The following is a 20,534-nucleotide window of genomic DNA, read 5'->3' as shown; positions in this document are numbered from 1 at the left end:
TGTTATGTCCACGACACTCAATGAAAACCTCCTGCTCGCGGTTCCGCTGGCGCCGCTTGCCGGCTGTCTGATCGCGGGGCTGTTCGCGAAATGGGTAGGGCGCAAGGGCGCGCATCGCGTCACGATCCTCGGCGTCTTCATCGCGTTCATTCTTTCGGCGATCGTCTTCAACGACGTGATGCACGGCGCGAGCTTCAACGCGACCATCTACGAATGGATGAGCGTCGGCACGCTGAAGATGGAAGTCGGCTTCCTGGTCGACTCGCTCACGGCGATGATGATGGTCATCGTGACCTTCGTCTCGCTGATGGTGCACATCTACACCATCGGCTACATGGCGGACGAGGAAGTCGGCTACGAGCGCTTCTTCTCGTACATCTCGCTCTTCACGTTCTCGATGCTGATGCTCGTCATGAGCAACAACTTCCTGCAGCTGTTCTTCGGCTGGGAAGCGGTGGGCCTCGTGTCGTACCTGCTGATCGGCTTCTACTTCACGCGTGAGAGCGCGATCTACGCCAACATGAAGGCGTTCATCGTGAACCGCGTGGGCGACTTCGGCTTCCTGCTGGGCATTGGCCTGCTGCTCGCGTTCGCCGGTTCGCTGAACTATGGCGACGTGTTCGCGCAGGGCGACAAGCTCGCGACGATGACGTTCCCCGGCACGCAATGGGGTCTGCTGACGGTCGCGTGCATTTGCCTCTTCATCGGCGCGATGGGCAAGTCGGCGCAGTTCCCGCTGCACGTCTGGCTGCCCGACTCGATGGAAGGCCCGACGCCGATCTCCGCGCTGATCCACGCGGCAACGATGGTGACGGCCGGCATCTTCATGGTGACGCGCATGTCGCCGCTCTTCGAGCATTCGGATGCGGCGCTTTCGTTCGTGACGGTCATCGGCGCGATCACGGCCTTGTTCATGGGCTTCCTCGGCGTCGTGCAAAACGACATCAAGCGCGTGGTCGCGTACTCGACGCTCTCGCAGCTCGGCTACATGACGGTCGCGCTCGGCGTCTCGGCTTATCCGGTCGCCGTGTTCCACCTCGGCACGCACGCGTTCTTCAAGGCGCTGCTGTTCCTCGGCGCGGGCTCGGTCATCATCGGCATGCACCACGATCAGGACATGCGCAACATGGGCGGCCTGCGCAAGTACATGCCGATCACCTGGATCACATCGCTGATCGGTTCGCTCGCGCTGATCGGCACGCCGTTCTTCTCGGGCTTCTACTCGAAGGATTCGATCATCGAAGCCGTGAAGTACTCGCATCTGGCGGGCTCGGGCTTCGCGTATTTCGCGGTGGTCGCGAGCGTCTTCGTCACGTCGCTGTACTCGTTCCGTATGTACTTCATGGTGTTCCACGGCGAAGAGCGCTTCCGCGGTCCGAAGCATCCCGACTCGCCGATGGGCCAGGCGGAAGCGCACGGCCACGGTCATGATTCGCACGGTCATCACGACGATCACGGTCACGGACACGCTCACGTCCCGCACGAAACGCCTTGGGTCGTGACGCTGCCGCTCGTGCTGCTCGCGATTCCGTCGATCATCATCGGCGCGATCATGATCGGCCCGATGATCTACGGCGACTTCTTCTCGCACGGCGTCGTGTTCGACAAGGTGATCTACATCGCCGAGAACCACGAAGGCCTGAAGGAAATGGCCGAAGAGTTCCACGGCTGGATTGCGATGGCGCTGCACGGCATCATCACCCCGGGTCCGGTGTGGCTCGCGGCGCTCGGCGTGATCGTCGCGTGGTTCTTCTACATGAAGCGTCCGGACCTGCCGGCGGTTGTCGCGCGCACGTTCCGCCCGATCTACGTGCTGCTCGACAACAAGTACTACTGCGACAAGATCAACGAGGTCGTGTTCGCGAAGGGCGCTGTCGCCATCGGCCGCGGCTTGTGGAAAGAGGGCGATGTGGTCGTCATCGACGGCATCGTCAACGGCAGTGCGCGGTTCATGGGCTGGTTCGCCGGTGTGATCCGCTTCCTTCAATCCGGTTACATCTATCACTACGCGTTCGCCATGATTATCGGCATGTTGGGGCTCTTGACCCTGTTTGTGACGCTCGGCGGCAAATAAGGCGAGGGATCCTATGCACTCTTTTCCGATTCTCAGTGTCGCGATCTGGCTGCCGATCGTTTTCGGCCTGCTCGTGCTCGCAGTTGGTAACGACCGCAACCCGGCGCCCGCGCGCTGGGTCGCGCTGGTCGGCTCGGTGCTCGGGCTGATCGTCACGATTCCGCTCATCACCGGCTTCGATACGTCGACGGCCGCGCTGCAGTTCGTCGAACAGTCGAACTGGATCGAGCGCTTCAACATCACGTATCACCTCGGCGTCGACGGCATCTCGATGTGGTTCGTCGTGCTGACCGCGCTCATCACGGTGATCGTCGTGATCGCCGGCTGGGAAGTGATCACCGAGCGCGTGTCGCAGTACATGGCCGCGTTCCTGATCCTCTCGGGCATCATGATCGGCGTGTTTTCGACGGCGGACGGCCTGCTGTTCTACGTGTTCTTCGAAGCCACGCTCATTCCGATGTACATCATCATCGGCGTGTGGGGCGGCCCGAACCGCGTGTATGCGGCGTTCAAGTTCTTCCTGTACACGCTGGCCGGCTCGCTGCTGATGCTGGTCGCGCTGCTGTACCTCTACACGCAGACGCACACGTTCGATCTGGCGACGTGGCAAGCCGCGAAGCTCGACATGACGCCGCAGGTGCTGCTGTTCATCGCGTTCTTCCTGGCGTTCGCCGTGAAGGTGCCGATGTGGCCGGTGCACACGTGGCTGCCGGACGCGCACGTCGAAGCGCCGACGGGCGGTTCGGTCGTGCTGGCGGCGATCATGCTGAAGCTCGGCGCGTACGGTTTCCTGCGCTTCTCGCTGCCGATCGCGCCGGACGCGAGCCATTTCCTCGCGCCGGTGGTCATCACGCTGTCGCTGATCGCGGTGATCTACATCGGTCTCGTCGCGATGGTGCAGTCCGACATGAAGAAGCTCGTCGCGTATTCGTCGATCGCGCACATGGGCTTCGTCACGCTCGGCTTCTTCATGTTCGGTGCGTCGAGCCAGCTCGCGGTCGAAGGCGCGATCATCCAGATGATCTCGCACGGTTTCGTATCGGGCGCGATGTTCCTTTCGATCGGCGTGCTGTACGACCGCGTGCACTCGCGCCAGATCGCGGATTACGGCGGCGTCGTGAACACGATGCCCAAGTTCGCGGCATTCGTGATGCTCTTCGCGATGGCCAACTGCGGCCTTCCGGGTACCTCGGGTTTCGTCGGCGAATTCATGGTGATTCTGGCGGCGGTGAAGTACAACTTCTGGATCGCTTTCCTCGCGACGTTCACGCTGATCCTCGGCGCGGCCTACACGCTGTGGATGTACAAGCGCGTGTACTTCGGCGCGGTCGCGAACGACCACGTCGCGAAGCTCAAGGACATCAACGGGCGTGAATTCCTGATGCTCGCCATCCTTGCGCTGTTCACGCTGTACATGGGCCTGCATCCGAAGCCCTTTACCGACGTGATGCACGAATCCGTGGCAAACCTGCTCTCCCACGTCGCGCAGTCTAAGCTGCCGCTGGCTCAGTAACGTCGTGCGGAGGAACTAAGAGATCATGCAAAACGCCTCTATGAGTATTCTTTGGCCTGACGCGGTCCTGATGGCGTCGGTCGTTCTGGCCTGGCTCAACGACACGATGTTCGGCCCGAAGAGCCGCGGCACGACGTATCTGATCGCGCTCGTGTCGACGATCGTCTGCGGCGTGTGGTTCGCCGTCACCGCGCTCGACCCGACGCCGCATTTCTTCTTCACGCGCATGTATATCGTCGATCCGTTCGCGAGCGCGATGAAGGCGGTGGTGTGTCTCGGCTACGCGGTGTCGATCATCTACTCGAAGAAGTATCTGGAAGACCGCGACCTGTTCCGCGGCGACTTCTTCCTGCTCGGCCTGTTTTCGCTGCTCGGCCAGTGCGTGATGATTTCCGGCAACAACTTCCTGACGCTGTATCTCGGCCTCGAACTGATGTCGCTGTCGCTGTACGCGGTGATCGCGCTGCGCAAGGACGTGCCGCAGTCGAACGAGTCGGCGATGAAGTACTACGTGCTCGGCGCGCTCGCATCCGGCTTCCTGCTGTACGGCATCTCGATGATCTACGGCGCGACCGGCTCGCTCGATCTGAACGAAGTGCTGAAGACCGTCGCTTCGGGCCGCATCAACGACGCCGTGCTGCTGTTCGGCGCGATCTTCATCGTTGCGGGCGTGGCGTTCAAGATGGGCGCGGTGCCGTTCCACATGTGGGTGCCTGACGTCTACCAGGGCGCGCCGACCGCGATGACGCTGCTCACCGGCGGCGGACCGAAGGTCGCGGCGTTCGCGTGGGGTCTGCGCTTCCTGGTGATGGGCCTCTTGCCGCTCGCGGTGGACTGGCAGGAAATGCTCGTGATCCTCGCGGCGCTGTCGCTGATCGTCGGCAATATCACGGGTATCGTGCAGAAGAACATCAAGCGGATGCTGGCTTATTCGGCCATCTCGAACATGGGCTTCGTGCTGCTGGGTCTGCTCGCCGGCGTGGTCGACGGCAAGCTGACGGGTGCGGCGGGCGCATACAGCTCGGCGATGTTCTACAGCATCATCTATCTCGTCACGACGCTCGGCACCTTCGGCGTGGTCATGCTGCTCGCGCGCCGCGACTTCGAAGCCGAAATGCTCGAAGACTTCAAGGGCCTGAATCAGCGCAGCCCGGTATTCGCGTTCGTCATGATGATCATGATGTTCTCGCTCGCCGGCATCCCGCCGACGGTCGGCTTCTACGCGAAGCTCGCCGTGCTCGAAGCGACGATGAACGCCGGTCTCACATGGCTCGCCGTCCTCGCCGTGATGACCTCGCTCGTGGGCGCGTTCTACTACCTGCGCGTCGTCAAGCTGATGTACTTCGATGCGCCGACGGACGCATCGCCGATCGTCGCCGGCGGCCTGAACCGCTCGCTGCTCGCGTTCAACGGCCTGGCCGTTCTGGTGCTCGGTCTGGTGCCGGGTCCGTTGATGAGCGCGTGCCTCACGGCGATCTCGCATACGCTGCCGCTGTAATGTCGGCGGCAGGCTGGTTCATCGTGCTGTTGGCGCTCGTTCTTGCCAACGTGCCGTTCCTGAATCAGCGCCTCTTCGCCATCGTCCCGTTGCCGCTTCCGGCGTCGACGGGACGCAAGGCGGCGAAGAAGAGCGCGTGGATTCGCATCGGCGAGCTCGTCGTTCTTTACTTTGTGGTCGGTGCGCTCGGCTTCATGCTCGAAGCGCGCGCCGGCAACCGATTCGATCAGGAATGGCAGTTCTATGCCATTACCTTCAGTCTCTTCGTCGTGTTCGCCTTTCCGGGCTTCACGTATCAATATCTCGTCAAACGCCGCTGACCGCTTCGTGCTGTCAGCGGCTTGTTTGCTTCAACAGCACAGGGCTCAAGATGGCAGATCATTCCTCGATTCCCGGTAACGACGACGGCCTCATCGAAAAGAAGGTCGAAAGCGTCACGCTGCACGAGGGCAAGTTCCTCACGCTGAAACGCGATACCGTTGAATTGCCCGATGGCAAGCACGCGACGCGCGAGTTCGTCGAGCATCCCGGCGCGGTGATGATTCTCCCGGTCTTCGACGACGGACGCGTGCTGCTCGAACGCCAGTTTCGTTATCCGGTGGGCCGCGTGCTGCTCGAATTTCCGGCGGGTAAGCTCGATCCGGACGAAGACGAGCTGACGTGCGCGAAACGCGAGTTGCAGGAAGAGACGGGTTACACCGCGCGTGAATGGACGTTCCTCACGCGAATCCATCCGGTGATTTCGTATTCGACCGAGTTCATCGACATCTATCTTGCGCGCGGCCTCAATGCCGGCGATGCGAAACTCGACGAAGGCGAATTCCTCGAGACTTTCGTCGCCGACGAAGCGCAGTTGATGGCCTGGGTGAAGGACGGCAGCATCAGCGACGTGAAGACGATCATCGGCGTGTTCTGGCTGGAGAAGATCCGCTCGGGTGAGTGGAAGCTTGGTGAGTCGATGGAGGATTGAGCGCTCGTCACACGGATGCGTGCAAAAGCGGCCTCGATGGCCGCTTTTGTCGTTTTTGCGTCGTCAAAGGCGCCCTTCGGGTCGAGCGGCTAGAATGAGTAGTTCAGCGTTTGACGGCCACTGCACATTCCTGCAGATTTGCGAACGACCGTTCATAAAGCGCGTTTTTGAGATAAACTTCAACGAAGCCCCATCAGCATGAAGGTCCTCGATTTAAAGTGCTCGCACGATCACCGGTTCGAAGGCTGGTTCGCCTCGACCGAAGAGTTCGAGTCGCAATTGTCGCGCAAGCTGGTTGCTTGTCCGGTTTGCTCGGCGACCGATGTGAGTCGTATGCCGTCCGCGCCACGCTTGAATTTGTCGTCCGCGCGAGGTGAGGCGGCTTCCCAGCCCGCGCAGGCGCAAGCCGCGCCTGAAGCGGCGGCATTGCAGGCGCGCGCGCTGCAATTCATGCGCGAGCTGATCGAGAAGACCGAAAACGTGGGCGACCGGTTTGCCGACGAGGCGCGGCGCATTCATTACAACGAGGCGCCGGCGCGCAACATACGCGGCGTCACGACGCCCGAAGAGACGCACGCCCTGCTCGAAGAAGGGATCGACGTGATGCCGTTGCCTGTTCCGGACGCGCTGAAAGAGCCGCTGCAGTAACGTTCTTGCGCGGTGTCTTTTCGGGCTCCGGAAGGGGCCGTGAAGGAGACACTGCGCATGGACCTCAGTTTTTCTCACCGACGCCAGTCCTCCGCGCGTTCTGCGCGACCGTGTTCTCCGTTTTCAGAATTTGCCGCCACGTAAAGGAGAACGCATGACCTACGCTTTTGAGGATTTCGAAATCGGCAGCGCCGTGACGCTGGGCGCGCACACGTTCACGAGAGAGGAGATCGTCGGATTTGCGGAGCGTTACGATCCGCAACCGTTTCATCTCTCGGAGGCGGCGGGCGAGGCGTCGCATTTCGGCGGGCTCGTCGCGAGCGGCTGGAACACCTGTTCCGCGATGATGGGCATCCTCGTGCGCGACATGTTGCGCGGTTCGACCTCGATGGGCTCGCCCGGTCTCGACAACATCCGCTGGATCAAGCCCGTGCGCGTCGGCGATAGCGTGCGCCTCACCGTGCGCGTGCTCGACAAGCGCGTGTCGAAGAGCAAGCCGGATCGCGGCATCGTGCAGACGCGCTGGGAAGCGCACAACCAGAACGGCGAGCTCGTGCTGACCGTCGATTCCGCCGCGCTTTTCGGCCTGCGCAATCCTGTCGATCCGGGCGCGTCAGCCGCCTGACGCGTATTTCCCGAGTTCGAGCTTCGCGATCGCATTTCGATGCACTTCGTCGGGGCCGTCGGCTAAACGCAGCGTGCGCGCCGATGCATATGCATAAGCAAGCGCAAAGTCGTCGCAGACGCCTCCCGCGCCGTGTGCCTGGATCGCCCAGTCGATGACCTGGCACGCGACGTTCGGCGCGACGACCTTGATCATCGCGATTTCGCCGCGCGCGCCCTTGTTGCCGACGGTGTCCATCATGTACGCGGCCTTGAGCGTCAGAAGCCGCGCCTGCTCGATCATGATGCGCGCCTCGGCGATACGCTCCTGCGTCACGCCATGCTGCGCGATCGGCTTGCCGAACGCGACACGCGCGAGTGTGCGTCTCGTCATCAACTCGAGCGCGCGTTCGGCGAGTCCGATCAGACGCATGCAATGATGGATGCGCCCGGGCCCGAGCCGCCCCTGCGCGATTTCGAAGCCGCGTCCTTCGCCTAACAGCATGTTCGTCGCGGGCACGCGCACGTTGTCGAGCGTGATGTCCATATGGCCGTGCGGCGCGTCGTCGTAGCCGAAGACGTTCAACGGCCGATGCACCGTGATGCCGCTCGCATCGGCGGGCACGAGAATCATCGATTGCTGCGCGTGTTTCGGCGCGTCGGCGTCGGTCTTGCCCATCACGATATACACTTTGCAGCGCGGATCGCCCGCGCCCGACGACCACCATTTGTGGCCGTCGATCACGTAGCTGTCGCCGTCCCGCGCGATGCTGCAGCGGATGTTCGTCGCATCCGATGACGCAACTTCCGGCTCCGTCATCAAAAACGCCGAGCGGACTTCGCCGCGCAACAGCGGCTCGAGCCATTGGGCTTTTTGCGCATCGGTGCCGTAGCGTTCGATGGTTTCCATGTTGCCCGTATCGGGCGCGCTGCAATTGAAGACTTCGGGCGCCCACGGCACGCGACCCATGATTTCGCACAAGGGCGCGTATTCGAGATTCGTCAGCCCCGCGCCGCGCGCCGATGCGGGCAGGAAGAGGTTCCACAGTCCCTCGGCGCGCGCTTGCTCCTTCAAGCCTTCGATGAGGCGCGTCGGAATCCACGCGTTGCCAGCCGCGCGATTCGCCGCGATTTCATCGGCGTAAGCGCCTTCGTTGGGATAGATGTGCGCGTCGAAGAAAGCGAGCAGCTTCTCGCGCAACGCCTGCACCTTGGGCGTGTAGTCGAAGTTCATGCGCTTGTCCCCACTTTTTGTGCGTATGTCCACGCGAGTTCGGCCATCGGCCGCGCGCGCTTGCCCGCATCGACGGCTTGCGCGCTTGCGGCGGTGCCATCGACGACGCGCTTCATGATGCCCTGCAGGATCGCGGCGATGCGGAACATGTTGTAGGCGAGATAGAAGTTCCAGTCGCCTTCGATTGCGAAGCCGGTGCGCTCGCAATAGCGCTTCACGTACGCGGCTTCGTCGGGAATGCCGAGCGCCGCCCAGTCGAGTCCGGCGATGCCGCGAAACTGCGATGGGTCGACATGCCACGCCATGCAGTGATACGCGAAGTCGGCGAGCGGATCGCCGAGCGTCGACAGTTCCCAGTCGAGCACGGCGAGCACGCGCGGCTCGGCCGGATGAAAGATGAGATTGTCGAGCCGGAAGTCGCCGTGCACGACGCTGACTTTCGGTTCGCGGGACGCGGGAATATGCCGCGGCAACCAGTCGATCAGGCGATTCATCGCGTCGATCTTCTCGGTTTCGGACGCGACGTATTGCTTGCTCCAGCGTCCGATCTGCCGCTCGAAATAATTGCCCGGCTTGCCGTAGCCCGATAACCCGGCGGCCTCGACATCGACGGTATGGAGCGCTGCGATCACGCGATTCGTTTCCTCATAGATCGCGGCGCGCTCGACGGGCGTCATGCCGGGCAACGACTGATCCCACAGCACGCGGCCCTGGACGAACTCCATCACATAGAACGCGCGGCCGATCACGCTTTCGTCCTCGCATAACGCGAGCATGCGCGCGACGGGAACGTCGGTGGCGGCGAGCGCGTGCATCACGCGATACTCGCGCTCGATCGCATGCGCAGACGGCAAGAGTTTCGCCGCGGGTCCGGGCTTCGCGCGCATCACGTAACTGCGCGCGGGCGTGACGAGCTTGAATGTCGGATTCGACTGGCCGCCGGCAAATTGTTCGATGGTCAACGGGCCGTCGAAGCCATCGACGTTCGCCGCGAGCCACGCTACGAGCGCATCGGTATCGAAACGCTGTTTGTCCTGCACGGGCCGCGTTCCTTCGAACGCGGAGAAATCGGACTGCTTTTGCGTCTCGTTGTTCTGCATCGTCTCCTCCGGACTGCGGTTTTCAGTTCATGTCGCCGGCCTTGTAGCGAACGAATTGGGCGTAGAGCAGTTCCATCGTCGTATTGCGCACGTCGGCGTGCAGCGGCGAGGGCGGCGAATGATTGATCGCGTGCACGACCCAGTCGGCCGGCTTGTCGCCGACATCGAGCGCGTTGATGCAGCCCGTCGCCTGCGACAGATGCCCGAAGAACGCGCGCCCGCCCGCGGTGATCGCGTGCGAGAGCAGCGCGCGATTGACGCCACCGTGCAGCACGAGCAGCGCCGTGTCCCACGATCGATCTTCACGCAGACGCGCGACCGCAGGCAGCACGCGGTCGAGCAATTCGCCGATGGTTTCGCCGCCGAGGAATTGCGTCTCTTCCGGCACGACGCCATCGAACACCGAGAGAAACGCGCGCTCGATGTCCGACACCGTCAGATCCTTCAGCTTGCCGCCGCGAATTTCCTGCCACTCGGGCCACACTTCGATGTCGATGCTTTGCCCCGTCGCGTCGAGCACGCGTTGCGCGGTTTCGATCGTGCGCGGCAATCCGCTCGCGATCACGCGATCGAAGCGCACGTTCTGCGCGGCGAACTCGCGGCCCGCGGCGTTCGCTTCCTCGCGTCCGCGCTCGTTGAGCGGCACGCTTTCGGGATCGATCGCGCGGCCGCTGTCGTCGAAATAGGTGACGTCTCCATGACGCATCAGAAAGATGCGCCGGCGCTTCGGCAATTCGTAGTGAGCCATGAGCTTAGCGATAGTTCGGCTGGCGCTTTTCGAGGAACGCGGTGATGCCTTCGAGCGCGTCGCCGTGATGCAGCGCATCGACGAAACTGTCGCGCTCCATGTCGAGATGCGCGGCGAGCGGCTGCAGTTCGGCGGCGTTGATGAGCGACTTGATGCGCGCCATCGCTTTCGGCGACACGCTGCCGAGATCGTCGGCCCACGCGATAGCCGCATCGAGCGCGATGCCTTTCTTCGTCAGCCGGTTCACGACGCCGACTTCATGCAGCCGCGCCGCGCCGATCGGCTTCGCTTCGAGCAGCACTTCGCTCGCGAGCGTGCGCGGCAGCGTGCGTGACAGAAACCACGATGCGCCGCCATCGGGCGTCAGGCCGACGCGTGCATACGACATGACGAATCGGGCGTCATCGGCGGCGACGATCAGATCGCACGCGAGCGCGAGCGAGAAACCCGCGCCGGCCGCCGCGCCTTCGACGGCGGCGATGACCGGTTTCGTCGATGAGCGCAACGCGCTGATCCATTCCGCCAGCAGATCGATGCTTTCGCCTTGCACCGACGGATCCTTCGCGCGGTTTTCCAGCAGGCGATTCAGATTGCCGCCCGCGCAGAAGAAGTTGTCCGCGCCGGTCAGCACGATCGCGCGCACGCTGTTGTCGCGCTCCGCCGTGTTCAACGCCTCGATGCCGGCCGCGTACATGTCCGGATGCAGCGCGTTGCGCGCGCCGGGATTGGACAACTTGAGCACGAGCGTGGTGTCGCTGCCCGCGGGACGGTCTGTCAGAAGTTCGGCGCTCATCTGAGCTCCTCGGTATGGGTAAGCGAAAGTCCGAGCTGCGCGCGCCGCGTGAGCCACGGCGAGGGCCGGTAGCGCGGATCGCCGAGCGCGGTGCAAATGTTGCGCAGGATCGTGAGGATCGTCGTCGCGCCGAGCGTATCGCCGAGCGCGAGCGGACCTTGCGGATAGCCCAGGCCGAGCATCACGGCGAGATCGATGTCCTCGGGCGTCGCGATGCCTTGCTGCGCGATATCGCAGCCGATATTGACGATCGTCGCGACGACGCGTTGCGCGACGAAGCCGGTCGAATCGCGGATCACGGAGACCGGCACGCCGTCGAAAGCGAGGAGGGCGTGCGCGGCGTCGCGCATCTCGGGCGAGGTCGCGGGCGTCGTCATGATCGTGCGGCGCGCGACCGTATCGAGCGGGAAGAGCGTATCGACGGCGACGACGCGCGTCGCATCGAGATGCTCGTTGACCGCGGCGGTGGTCGCATCGAAACCGAGCGGCGTCACGATGATGAGCGAATCCGGCTCCGGCGTGTGGCCCGCGTCGATGTGCACCGAGCAATCGCATTTGGCGATCAGCTTCAGCACTTGCTCCCGTCCTTCGTGCGATGCGCGGCTGATCCACACGCGCGTCGGCAGTTCGGTCGGCGCGGCGGGTTCGGGCGGCACGTCCTGCTTGCCATCGACATAGCGATAAAAACCTTCGCCTGCCTTGCGCCCGATGAGCCCGCCCGCGAGCCGCGTGCCCGTGATCGGCGACGGCTTGAAGCGCGGCTCCTCATAGAACTGGTGATAGATCGACTCCATCACCGGATGCGATACATCGAGCGCGGTGAGATCGAGCAGCTCGAACGGTCCGAGCCGAAAGCCTGCCTGCTCGCGCATGATGCGGTCGATTTCCGCGAAGCTCGCGACGCCTTCGCTCGCCACGCGCAGGCCTTCGGTGTTCATGCCGCGCCCGGCGTGATTGACGATGAAGCCCGGCATGTCCTTCGCGCGCACGGGCGTATGACCCACGCGGCGGGCGAGGTCCATCAATGCGTCGCCTGCGCGCGGGTCGCCGCGCAGTCCGTCGATGACTTCGACGACGCGCATCAACGGCACCGGGTTGAAGAAGTGAAAGCCCGCGACGCGCTCGGGATGCGCGCATCCGGCGGCGATCGCGGTGATCGAAAGCGACGACGTGTTCGACGCCAGAATGCAGCGCTCGCCGACCACGGCTTCGAGCTCGCGAAACAGTTCGCGCTTGAGGTCGAGGTTCTCGACGATCGCCTCGACGATGGCGTCGCAATCGGAAAGCTCGCCCGTGTCGCCCGCATCGCGGATGCGCGCGAGCGCCGCGTGCGCGTCGGCTTCCTTGAGCTTGCCTTTCGCGATGAGCTTCGCGAACGTGTCCGACAGATACTCGCGCGCCGCAGCGAGCGCTTTCGGATTCGTATCGTAGATGCGCACGCTGAGCCCGCCGAGCGCCGCGATCTGCGCGATGCCGCGCCCCATCGCGCCGCTGCCGACGATGCCGAGCGTTTCGATCTTGAAGTCTTGCGTACTCATGTTCCGTTCGACTCCTCGTTGTGGCGGTTATGGCGCGTGCGCCGCGGTTCAAAGCTTCGCGAGACGTTCCAGCGCGAGTGCGAGCGTTTCTTCCTTTTTCGCGAAGCAGAAGCGCACGACGCCCGATTCATGGCTCTCGTGATAGAACGCCGAAACGGGAATCGCCGCGACGCCGATCTCGCTCGTGAGCCATTGCGAGAACTCGGCTTCGGGCATGTCGCTGATCTTCGAATAATCGACGCACTGGAAGTAAGTGCCTTCGGACGGCAACAGCGAGAAGCGCGTCTTCGCGAGACCTTCGCGGAAGAAATCGCGCTTCTTCTGATAGAACGCGGGCAGTTCGAGATACGGCTTCGGGTCTTCGAGATAATGCGCGAGACCGATCTGCATCGGCGTGTTCACGGTGAACACGTTGAACTGATGCACCTTGCGGAATTCGGCCGTCAACGCGGCGGGCGCGGCCACATAGCCGACTTTCCAGCCGGTCACATGAAACGTCTTGCCGAAGCTCGACACGACGAAGCTGCGTTTCGCCAGCTCCGGATAGCGCGACACGCTTTCGTGCGGCGCGCCGTCGTAGACCATGTGCTCGTAGACTTCGTCGGAGACGATCAGCACATTGGTGTCGCGAACGATCTCTTCGAGCTTCTTCATGTCCTCCGCGCGCCACACGCGGCCGGTCGGATTGTGCGGCGTGTTGATCATGATGAGGCGCGTCCTCGGCGTGATCGCGGCGGCGATCTTGTCGAAGGGCAGCGCGTAGTCGGGCGCTTCGAGCGACACGAACACCGGCTTGCCACCCGCGAGTTCGATCGACGGCACATAGCTGTCGTACATTGGCTCGATGACGATGACTTCATCGCCCGGATGCACGCAGCACAGGATCGCCGTGAGCAGCGCCTGCGTCGCGCCGGCGGTCACGGTGATGTCGGTGTCGGGGTTATACGCGCGGCCGTAGAGCGCGTCGATCTTGCGCGCGATCGCCTGGCGCAACGGCGCGGCGCCCGCCATCGGCGGATATTGATTGTGGCCGTCGCGCATGGCGGCCGCGACGGCATCGACGATGCGGGCGTCGCAATCGAAATCGGGGAAGCCCTGGCCGAGATTCACCGCGCCTTTTTGCGTGGCGAGCGCGCTCATCACGGTGAAGATGGTCGTGCCCACGTTGGGCAGACGCGACGGGAAGGAAAGTTCGGGCGGTGTCGGCGGCAATTCGTGCGTCGTGTTCATGGTCGGATGGGCGTTGAATTTGGCTCGCGACTATTTTAAGACACCGTCAGCCGATGGCCGCCTGTGCCTCGAATTCGATGACGAACGGCTTCGGCTCGGCGATGCGAAACGCGAAATCGCGCGCGACGCGCCGCGCGAGCTTCAGCACCGCGCGGTCTTTCGATACGAGCCACTGTGCGCCCGATGCGTGCGCGAGTTCGAGAAACTTCTGGTCGTCGCGGTCCTTGCATTGGGGCAGCGGACGCCCGTTTTCGTCGATGGTCGCGGCCACGAGCGTCGACAGGCGCGCGACGCTCGCGAGCGCGGCGGTCTTGTCGACGTCCATTCGCACGAATTGCGGATAGTCGAGCACGCGCGTGAGTTCCCTGAGACAGCGCTCGTCGATGAGCGCTTCGAGCGTGCGGGCAACGAGTGCCGCGTGAATCGGACGCGTGGCGGGGTCGTCGAATACGAGGATGTCGATCCACACATTCGAATCGAGCACCACGCGCGTGGAGCCAGGCTGCGGCGCGGCGGAATTGTCCATTCGATACAATCAGGGGTTTATGCCAATGATCGCCGGCGGCGTGCCGGCGAGCCTCCATGATAATCGTTCTCTCGCCCGCCAAATCGCTCGACTACGAGACGCCTGCCCATATCAAGAAGCACACGCTGCCGCAATTCGTCGATGACGCCGCGGAACTGATCGACGGACTGCGCGAACTTTCGCCGCAGCAGATCGGCGGCATGATGAGCATTTCGGACCCGCTCGCGGCGCTGAACTTCCAGCGTTACGCGGACTGGTCGAAGACCTTCGACACGAACAATTCCAAGCAGGCGGTGCTCGCGTTCAACGGCGACGTGTACGAAGGCTTTGCCGCGAAGTCGCTGTCTGCCGGCGATCTCGATTTCGCGCAAAATCATGTGCGCGTGCTGTCGGGGCTGTATGGTTTGTTGCGGCCGCTCGATTTGCTGCAGCCGTATCGGCTCGAAATGGGCACGAAGTTTCCGAATGCGCGCGGCAAAGACCTCTACGCTTTCTGGGGCGAGCGCATTACGGCGGCGCTCAACGAGCAGTTGCAGAGGCAGCGCGGCGCGCGGGTGCTCGTGAATTGCGCGTCGGAGGAATATTTCAAGTCGGTCAAGCCGAAGCTGCTGGCGGCTCCGGTCATCTCGCCCGTGTTCGAGGACTGGAAGGGCGGGCGCTACAAGATCATCAGCTTTCATGCGAAGCGCGCGCGCGGAATGATGGCGCGTTATGCGGTCGAGAACCGCATCGACGAACCGGAAGCGCTCAAGGGCTTCGACAGCGAAGGCTACAAATTCGATGCAAAAGCATCGAACGACACGACCTATGTATTTCGTCGCCGCGTCGCGGACTGAGATCCACGCGGCAAGCACGCAAGGAAACGCAGATGACTCTCTCTATCTCAAGCAACTTCGACGCGGGCGCGATCGAAGTCCTCAACGCCGACGATCCCGCCTACATTCGCCTGCGCATTCGTCCCGATTCGCACGCGGATTTCGCGCAATGGTTCTATTTCCGCGTGTCGGGCGCGCGCGGCGAGCGTCTCGTGATGACCTTCGAGAACGCGGCGCAGTGCGCGTTTCCCGAAGGTTGGCGCGACTATGAAGCGGTCGCCAGTTACGACCGCGTGAACTGGTTCCGCGTGTCGACGGAGTACGACGGGCAGGTGATGAAGATCGATCACACGCCTGACTTCGATCGCATCTATTACGCGTACTTCGAGCCGTACAGCGAAGAGCGCCACTCGGAGTTTCTCGGCGCGGTCCAGCAGATGCCGCTCGCGACGCTGACCGAGCTCGGCAGCACGGTTCAGGGCCGCCCGATATCGGTGCTGTCGCTCGGCATCCCGGATTTCGGCGACGCCGAGCCGAAGAAGAAAGTCTGGATCATCGCGCGTCAGCATCCGGGCGAGACGATGGCGGAATGGTTCGTCGAAGGACTCGTGAAGCGTCTCGCCGGTTTCGGCGACTGGGCGGGCGATCCGGTGGCGCGCGCGCTCTTCGAGCGGGCCATTTTCCATATCGTGCCGAACATGAATCCGGACGGCAGCGTGCTCGGCAACCTGCGCACCAACGCGGCGGGCGCGAACCTCAACCGCGAATGGATGGAGCCGAGCGCGCAACGCAGTCCGGAAGTGCTGGTCGTGCGCGAGGCGATCGAGGAGACGGGCTGCGACCTGTTCTTCGATATCCACGGCGACGAAGCCATTCCGTACGTGTTCGTCGCGGGCTCGGAGATGCTGCCGGGCTTCACCGAGCAGCAGGCGAAGGAGCAGAAGGCGTTCGTCGATTTCTTCAAGCAGGCGAGCCCGGATTTCCAGGACGTCCACGGCTACGAGTCGAGCAAGTATCAGACAGATGCGCTCAAGCTCGCGTCGAAGTACATCGGCAACGAGTATAACTGCCTGTCGCTTACGCTTGAGATGCCGTTCAAGGACAACGCAAATCTGCCCGACGAGAGCGTCGGCTGGAACGGCGCGCGCAGCGCGGCGCTCGGCGCATCGATGCTGCAAGCCATTCTGTGGCATCTGCAGGCGTTCGGCGCCTGAGCGCCGCCGACTTGCCGCCGATGTGAAAAGGGCGTGGCCGCTTCATGCAGCCACGCCCTTTTTTGTCGTGTCTTCGTCGCAGGACGAAGGGAGCTAGTGCTTCTTGGTGGTCTTTTTCGTCGACTTGGTCGAGGACTTCGACGTGCTCTTCGACTTACCCGACGACGCCTTCGTCTTCGCGCCGTGCTTGCCCTTCGTGGCGTGCGTCGAGCGAGGTTCAGCGCGCGCGCGCAATGGCGGGACGGGATCGTTCCAGCCGAAAGCGAGCATCTGACTGCCGACATAACCGCAGCGGAACTTGAGCGGAGTGGGATCGTTCCCGCCGTCCTTCGGCATGCCTTGACCTTCGACGGTCACGACATTGTCCACTTTGATTCGCTGCTTCTTCTCGTCGAACGAATCGTTCCACGGCTCGATCGCGGAATGCGAGGCATCGAACGAGGCAGGCGGAAATTCGACGTGATCGAACGCCGACGACGTGCTGGCGATGAAGTTGCCATGTGCAGCGCAATCCGCGACGAGCGGGTTGGCTTTGAAATCGGTGACGAAGTGGTGAATCAGTTCGTTGCGCTCGTCGAGCGAATCGGCAAAAGCGGACACGGCGCATGCCAACGATGCACATACCGCCAACCGGCCGACGAGCCGCAGGAGCCGGCGCGGTGCGAAGTTACTTTCCATCAAGTCTGGCGCTAAGAAGACACGGGCAAGTAAGATGCGCCGTGTGGGGAGGGAGTTCAATCTTATCGTACTTTGTGCGCGTACCCATCGCCCGGAGTCCGATATCCGACTCCGCCAGTAGCAGTGAATTGATACGTTTCGCGCAACCTAGACGCGCGGGCCGCGGTCCAGGCGATAGCGGCGCACGTCATAGGTGGTGATCCAGGCGGGCTTGTACACCGTGATCAATATGGTGAGCAGGCCCGTGAAGAGCGCCTCGCCGGCGCCCAGCAGCAGCGAGCCGCGCGTGAATGCCGGAGGCACGATGACCGGGCCGCCGGCAAGCGCCATCTCGAGCCCGACCGTCGCGCCACAAGCCGCGGCCACCGCAACCGCCGACGTGATGAACCCGTGTCCGGCGATGAAGGTAAAGAGATTGCGCGGCAAGCATAGGTTGCTCAAGCGCTGCAGCAATGTCGACACAGCGACGGGCACTGCGCCGAAGAGAAGATAGGTGGTCGCGACCGACAGCCACGATGCATCGAGCACGACGGCCGCGAGACCCGTGGTCGCGGCCGTGCCGATGAGCGCGAGCCGCCAGTCGAACAGCGTGACCATCAACGTTGCGCCCAATAGATGGATGACGGGTCCGTCATCGAACCATGCGTTGCATGCCCATAGCACCGAGATCGCGACGATGACGCCAAGCCACACGTTTTGCAGCGTGGCGTCCTGCAGGCGAGCGAACGGACGCTGCAGCATTGCGAGCGCGAGCAGCCCCGCGGCGGCGATCCAGCTGCCGACGGTTAGCCAAAGCGGTAGCGGTGTGTAGAAGAACCCCATGCCTTGCATATTACTCGTTGCGCGTAAAACGTGTGCGCAAAGGACGGACCCGTTTGCCTCGTTTGTTGCTAGAACGTTGATTCAGGCTCGGCGGCCATCGGCAGCGCGGCCGCATCGTTGTCGAGAAGCGACGGATAGCGCGTCCGCGGCCGGCGCAGCGGAATCACGCCTGGCTGGCCCGATACGACGCGCACCGGTTTCTCGCCTCCGCTGCGCAGAATCTCGAGATGCGAATTCTGCACGCCGTTGTAGATCGCGACCGCGGCCGCGCGATTTGTCGCGCCCAGCTGCTGGAAGATACTTGCAAGGTGGATTTTCACCGTGCCTTCGCTGATACCGAGCGTCTTCGCGATCATCTTGTTCGTGCTGCCCATGTGCACGCAGCGCATGATCTGCTGTTGTCGCGGTGACAGCGTCGGATGATGGCGAATCTTCGGCAGCTTGGCACTGTTTCGAATGCGGCGGGTGGTGAGCTCAAGCGTCAGTTCCGGGTCGACCACGTCCGGCGGAATGTAATGTCCACCGACGAGGACCATCTCCAGCGCGCGGAGTATCAGGATGGGATCGAGGGCGCGCGGGATCACGCCCATTGCGCCGACGCTCATCAGCGCGTAGACCAGCGCGGCGCCGCAACGGTCGACCATGATGGCCGCTGGCACATCTGGGGCGTCGTCGAGCAGGATCTGCAGGTCGCCGGTGCGCAGTTCGGGCGCCCAGTCGATCACGATCATGTCAGGGGAGGAGCGCTTCAAGGCGGAACGGGCTTGTCTCCAATCCTTCGCCTCGATGAATTGCGCTTGGCGCGCAACGCGGCGCAGCAATGTTTTAAGGCCCGCCCGGCGTTCTGCGTCGGAACCAATGATGTTGATTATCATGCTTCACCTCTTGTCAATACACCGTCGCCTACCGGCTTCGGAACTCGGCGCCGGTTTGCATCGGCGCCAGTCGGTATGTTGACAAATTTAAGGTGATTTGGCCCCCTATCCGAATGGCATAGGCATAAATACACAAAACCCCGCACGCGGCGGGGTTCTTTTTGGCCTAAATAGCTGCTATCGAGCATCGTTAATGGAAATGTGGCTGCGCAGGATCAGCGTCTTCCGGCATTTCAGCGTGAACGATCTCGCCGAGCGGATCGGCATAGAGCGGCACGCCGCAGTCGTCGCAGAACTCCGGTTCGAAGCGTCCCGCATGGCGGCGTACGTCAGAGACACCTGTCTTCTTCAGCAACTCGACGATTTCTTCCACCGGTCCATTGGCGCCCTCGAGATCGACCGGATCCTCGTCCATTCCGAGTTCCCCGTTCTCGCGGCCGTAGAGCGGCCACACGACGCCGTAGATCACATCGTTGCTGCCGCGACGTGTAAAGCCGATGCGATATTCGTCGATGCGCCGCTCGCCGAAGCCCGCGATGACCGCGCGCAAGTCCTGGGGCGCGGTGCCGAGCGTATCGAACAGATATCGGACGGCGGTACGTACGGTGTGCGGACGCACCTGCTCGTCGGCGTCGCGGCAGGCGGAGTAGTAGGCGTCAGGAAGCAAGCACTCGAACTCGCAGCCCGGCAGAATTGCCGCGAAGCTCGGTCCGCCTTGCGCGGCCCACTGTTCGAGGCATTGACCCCGCTCCACGCGGCTGCCGTTTTCGTCTTCCTGCCAGCGAAAGAACGCCGCACCGGCCGGTACGACGACCAGCGCCAATAGAAATCGCGGGTCCGCGAGAATCGGCGAGGTTTCCGGGAGGTCCGACAGATTCAGACGTGCGACGCTGCCGGTCGTCACCGTCTGCAGCAACTGTTGCGCGAGGCGCGACGTATCCACATGGTGGCGTGGCAACTGATCGATGCTGTACAGATAGGGCGCGACGGCTACCCGGGCATCGGCTGCCAGCACATGAGCCTGCATCTGCGTGCGCAGTGCGTCGACGGCATCGCCCTTGAGCGAGCCCGATGGAATCGCGTAGCGCGTCCACGCGAGCACCGGCGCGGCAATGAGCAAGGCTTCATGCGGTGCGCCTTCGATGTCGAATCTGAACGACTCGCTGTGCGTCTCGGCCATATCGGCGAGCGCGCCGTAGGCGTCCGGATGATTCTGCTGCAGATGGTCGAGCGCGGCGTCGAGCGTCGTCTGATTGCCGTTGCGCACGAGTTTGGCGATGAGCGTGTCGAGGCGAGCTTCCCAGAAGCGGTCCTCGACACGGCTGCCGGACGCGAAAAGCGCGAGGGAGAGGCTGACGAGCTTGTCTGCATCTGGGGGAATACGTTTTGCGATTCGCGAGCGCATATAGATACTAGAGTGAATTAGTGCGGTGAACCTTTGATTGTAGTCGCTCGGGCGATGCTTTTATCGTGCGGCGTTGCAACACGTCGATCGGAGGAGAGTGCAGCGTGACTTGGAGCGCCACGATAATTTCTTTGCATCCCCCTTGCGGAGTCGGGATTCGCTCACTAGAATTTCGTTCCTTCGCGATTCGATGAACGCGAAGGAAGCGGGAGAGGGCGGTATCGGCGGTGTGCTCGGGGGTAGGTTGTAG

At 62.8% G+C, this 20,534-nt stretch carries 20 protein-coding genes; 9 read left to right on the top strand and 11 right to left on the bottom strand.

Going from position 1 to position 20,534, the window contains the following annotated elements; all coding sequences use genetic code 11:
• Positions 1-4: 4 nt before the first annotated feature.
• The 7 genes from nuoL to NCS67_RS07820 all read left to right on the top strand — a co-directional run bounded on the left by nuoL (position 5) and on the right by NCS67_RS07820 (position 7,328).
• Positions 5-2,074, top strand: a complete 2,070-nt coding sequence (nuoL, locus tag NCS67_RS07850) for an NADH-quinone oxidoreductase subunit L (protein ID WP_250434883.1) — start codon at positions 5-7, stop codon at positions 2,072-2,074.
• Positions 2,075-2,087: 13 nt separating this feature from the next.
• Positions 2,088-3,587, top strand: a complete 1,500-nt coding sequence (locus NCS67_RS07845; protein ID WP_008341712.1) for an NADH-quinone oxidoreductase subunit M — start codon at positions 2,088-2,090, stop codon at positions 3,585-3,587.
• 25 nt (positions 3,588-3,612) lie between these two features.
• The gene (gene nuoN, locus NCS67_RS07840) at positions 3,613-5,085 is read left to right on the top strand and encodes an NADH-quinone oxidoreductase subunit NuoN (protein WP_244807408.1); all 1,473 of its coding nucleotides are present in this window, start codon (positions 3,613-3,615) and stop codon (positions 5,083-5,085) included.
• The gene (locus NCS67_RS07835) at positions 5,085-5,405 is read left to right on the top strand and encodes a DUF2818 family protein (RefSeq protein WP_175983173.1); all 321 of its coding nucleotides are present in this window, start codon (positions 5,085-5,087) and stop codon (positions 5,403-5,405) included. The genes nuoN and NCS67_RS07835 overlap by 1 nt, the downstream gene beginning before the upstream one ends.
• Before the next feature lie 50 nt (positions 5,406-5,455).
• On the top strand, positions 5,456-6,055 hold the full coding sequence (locus tag NCS67_RS07830) for an NUDIX domain-containing protein (protein WP_250434881.1): 600 nt from the start codon (positions 5,456-5,458) through the stop codon (positions 6,053-6,055).
• Between the two features lie 198 nt (positions 6,056-6,253).
• Positions 6,254-6,703, top strand: coding sequence for a DUF1178 family protein (locus NCS67_RS07825; RefSeq protein WP_175983172.1), 450 nt, complete (start codon positions 6,254-6,256; stop codon positions 6,701-6,703).
• Positions 6,704-6,857: 154 nt separating this feature from the next.
• Complete coding sequence (locus NCS67_RS07820) at positions 6,858-7,328, top strand: MaoC family dehydratase (protein WP_244807405.1); 471 nt, start codon at positions 6,858-6,860, stop codon at positions 7,326-7,328.
• Here NCS67_RS07820 and NCS67_RS07815 read toward each other — a convergent pair.
• The 7 genes from NCS67_RS07815 to NCS67_RS07785 are packed head-to-tail and all read right to left on the bottom strand — an operon-like array spanning position 7,317 to position 14,475.
• Positions 7,317-8,540: an acyl-CoA dehydrogenase family protein gene (locus tag NCS67_RS07815; RefSeq protein ID WP_250434880.1), complete on the bottom strand. Its 1,224-nt coding sequence runs from the start codon at positions 8,538-8,540 to the stop codon at positions 7,317-7,319. The two genes, NCS67_RS07820 and NCS67_RS07815, sit on opposite strands and share 12 nt — an antisense overlap.
• The gene (locus NCS67_RS07810; RefSeq protein WP_008341699.1) at positions 8,537-9,640 is read right to left on the bottom strand and encodes a phosphotransferase; all 1,104 of its coding nucleotides are present in this window, start codon (positions 9,638-9,640) and stop codon (positions 8,537-8,539) included. The genes NCS67_RS07815 and NCS67_RS07810 overlap by 4 nt, the downstream gene beginning before the upstream one ends.
• A 22-nt stretch (positions 9,641-9,662) precedes the next feature.
• Entirely contained in the window at positions 9,663-10,388 is a 726-nt protein-coding gene (locus tag NCS67_RS07805) for a histidine phosphatase family protein (protein ID WP_250434879.1), read from the bottom strand.
• A gap of 4 nt (positions 10,389-10,392) precedes the next feature.
• On the bottom strand, positions 10,393-11,181 hold the full coding sequence (locus tag NCS67_RS07800; RefSeq protein ID WP_008341693.1) for an oxepin-CoA hydrolase, alternative type: 789 nt from the start codon (positions 11,179-11,181) through the stop codon (positions 10,393-10,395).
• A complete protein-coding gene (locus NCS67_RS07795) occupies positions 11,178-12,719 on the bottom strand; it encodes a 3-hydroxyacyl-CoA dehydrogenase (protein WP_244807402.1) in 1,542 nt (513 codons plus the stop codon). Before NCS67_RS07795 ends, NCS67_RS07800 begins: the two co-directional genes overlap by 4 nt.
• A 48-nt stretch (positions 12,720-12,767) precedes the next feature.
• Positions 12,768-13,949, bottom strand: a complete 1,182-nt coding sequence (locus NCS67_RS07790; RefSeq protein WP_250434878.1) for a pyridoxal phosphate-dependent aminotransferase — start codon at positions 13,947-13,949, stop codon at positions 12,768-12,770.
• A gap of 46 nt (positions 13,950-13,995) precedes the next feature.
• Positions 13,996-14,475, bottom strand: a complete 480-nt coding sequence (locus NCS67_RS07785) for a putative toxin-antitoxin system toxin component, PIN family (RefSeq protein WP_250434877.1) — start codon at positions 14,473-14,475, stop codon at positions 13,996-13,998.
• 56 nt (positions 14,476-14,531) lie between these two features.
• On the opposite strand from NCS67_RS07785, the gene yaaA reads away from it, so the two are divergent.
• Both yaaA and NCS67_RS07775 read left to right on the top strand, forming a co-directional pair.
• The gene (yaaA, locus tag NCS67_RS07780) at positions 14,532-15,311 is read left to right on the top strand and encodes a peroxide stress protein YaaA (protein WP_008341685.1); all 780 of its coding nucleotides are present in this window, start codon (positions 14,532-14,534) and stop codon (positions 15,309-15,311) included.
• A gap of 32 nt (positions 15,312-15,343) precedes the next feature.
• Positions 15,344-16,504: a M14 family metallopeptidase gene (locus NCS67_RS07775; RefSeq protein ID WP_250434876.1), complete on the top strand. Its 1,161-nt coding sequence runs from the start codon at positions 15,344-15,346 to the stop codon at positions 16,502-16,504.
• 93 nt (positions 16,505-16,597) lie between these two features.
• On the opposite strand, the gene NCS67_RS07770 is transcribed toward NCS67_RS07775, so the two are convergent.
• From NCS67_RS07770 to NCS67_RS07755, 4 genes are all read right to left on the bottom strand, one after another.
• A complete protein-coding gene (locus NCS67_RS07770; RefSeq protein ID WP_250434875.1) occupies positions 16,598-17,182 on the bottom strand; it encodes a BspC domain-containing protein in 585 nt (194 codons plus the stop codon).
• 147 nt (positions 17,183-17,329) lie between these two features.
• Positions 17,330-18,004 (bottom strand): membrane protein, encoded by a 675-nt coding sequence (locus NCS67_RS07765; RefSeq protein WP_033535783.1) that lies wholly within the window; start codon positions 18,002-18,004, stop codon positions 17,330-17,332.
• Between the two features lie 68 nt (positions 18,005-18,072).
• Entirely contained in the window at positions 18,073-18,879 is an 807-nt protein-coding gene (locus NCS67_RS07760) for a helix-turn-helix transcriptional regulator (protein ID WP_033535768.1), read from the bottom strand.
• A 190-nt stretch (positions 18,880-19,069) separates the two neighbouring features.
• Positions 19,070-20,284, bottom strand: a complete 1,215-nt coding sequence (locus tag NCS67_RS07755) for a DUF2863 family protein (RefSeq protein WP_033535767.1) — start codon at positions 20,282-20,284, stop codon at positions 19,070-19,072.
• Between the last annotated feature and the right edge of the window lie 250 nt (positions 20,285-20,534).

The organism is Caballeronia sp. ATUFL_F2_KS9A (assembly GCF_023630765.1).
In the GTDB taxonomy this organism is placed as follows: Bacteria; Pseudomonadota; Gammaproteobacteria; order Burkholderiales; family Burkholderiaceae; genus Caballeronia; species Caballeronia zhejiangensis.
Note: the sequence above shows the minus strand (reverse complement) of the source record. Positions and strands in the feature narration are given on the sequence as shown.

Excerpts from the sequence above, each read along its gene's own strand:
- NCS67_RS07800 (WP_008341693.1), bottom strand. The coding sequence starts at position 11,181 with ATGAGCGCCGAACTTCTGACAGACCGTCCCGCGGGCAGCGACACCACG.
- NCS67_RS07835 (WP_175983173.1), top strand. The coding sequence starts at position 5,085 with ATGTCGGCGGCAGGCTGGTTCATCGTGCTGTTGGCGCTCGTTCTTGCC.
- NCS67_RS07810 (WP_008341699.1), bottom strand. The coding sequence starts at position 9,640 with ATGCAGAACAACGAGACGCAAAAGCAGTCCGATTTCTCCGCGTTCGAA.
- NCS67_RS07825 (WP_175983172.1), top strand. The coding sequence starts at position 6,254 with ATGAAGGTCCTCGATTTAAAGTGCTCGCACGATCACCGGTTCGAAGGC.
- yaaA (WP_008341685.1), top strand. The coding sequence starts at position 14,532 with ATGATAATCGTTCTCTCGCCCGCCAAATCGCTCGACTACGAGACGCCT.
- NCS67_RS07805 (WP_250434879.1), bottom strand. The coding sequence starts at position 10,388 with ATGGCTCACTACGAATTGCCGAAGCGCCGGCGCATCTTTCTGATGCGT.
- NCS67_RS07795 (WP_244807402.1), bottom strand. The coding sequence starts at position 12,719 with ATGAGTACGCAAGACTTCAAGATCGAAACGCTCGGCATCGTCGGCAGC.
- NCS67_RS07775 (WP_250434876.1), top strand. The coding sequence starts at position 15,344 with ATGACTCTCTCTATCTCAAGCAACTTCGACGCGGGCGCGATCGAAGTC.
- NCS67_RS07770 (WP_250434875.1), bottom strand. The coding sequence starts at position 17,182 with ATGGAAAGTAACTTCGCACCGCGCCGGCTCCTGCGGCTCGTCGGCCGG.
- NCS67_RS07765 (WP_033535783.1), bottom strand. The coding sequence starts at position 18,004 with ATGGGGTTCTTCTACACACCGCTACCGCTTTGGCTAACCGTCGGCAGC.
- NCS67_RS07820 (WP_244807405.1), top strand. The coding sequence starts at position 6,858 with ATGACCTACGCTTTTGAGGATTTCGAAATCGGCAGCGCCGTGACGCTG.
- nuoN (WP_244807408.1), top strand. The coding sequence starts at position 3,613 with ATGCAAAACGCCTCTATGAGTATTCTTTGGCCTGACGCGGTCCTGATG.
- NCS67_RS07790 (WP_250434878.1), bottom strand. The coding sequence starts at position 13,949 with ATGAACACGACGCACGAATTGCCGCCGACACCGCCCGAACTTTCCTTC.
- NCS67_RS07815 (WP_250434880.1), bottom strand. The coding sequence starts at position 8,540 with ATGAACTTCGACTACACGCCCAAGGTGCAGGCGTTGCGCGAGAAGCTG.
- NCS67_RS07830 (WP_250434881.1), top strand. The coding sequence starts at position 5,456 with ATGGCAGATCATTCCTCGATTCCCGGTAACGACGACGGCCTCATCGAA.
- NCS67_RS07845 (WP_008341712.1), top strand. The coding sequence starts at position 2,088 with ATGCACTCTTTTCCGATTCTCAGTGTCGCGATCTGGCTGCCGATCGTT.
- NCS67_RS07760 (WP_033535768.1), bottom strand. The coding sequence starts at position 18,879 with ATGATAATCAACATCATTGGTTCCGACGCAGAACGCCGGGCGGGCCTT.
- NCS67_RS07755 (WP_033535767.1), bottom strand. The coding sequence starts at position 20,284 with ATGCGCTCGCGAATCGCAAAACGTATTCCCCCAGATGCAGACAAGCTC.
- NCS67_RS07785 (WP_250434877.1), bottom strand. The coding sequence starts at position 14,475 with ATGGACAATTCCGCCGCGCCGCAGCCTGGCTCCACGCGCGTGGTGCTC.
- nuoL (WP_250434883.1), top strand. The coding sequence starts at position 5 with ATGTCCACGACACTCAATGAAAACCTCCTGCTCGCGGTTCCGCTGGCG.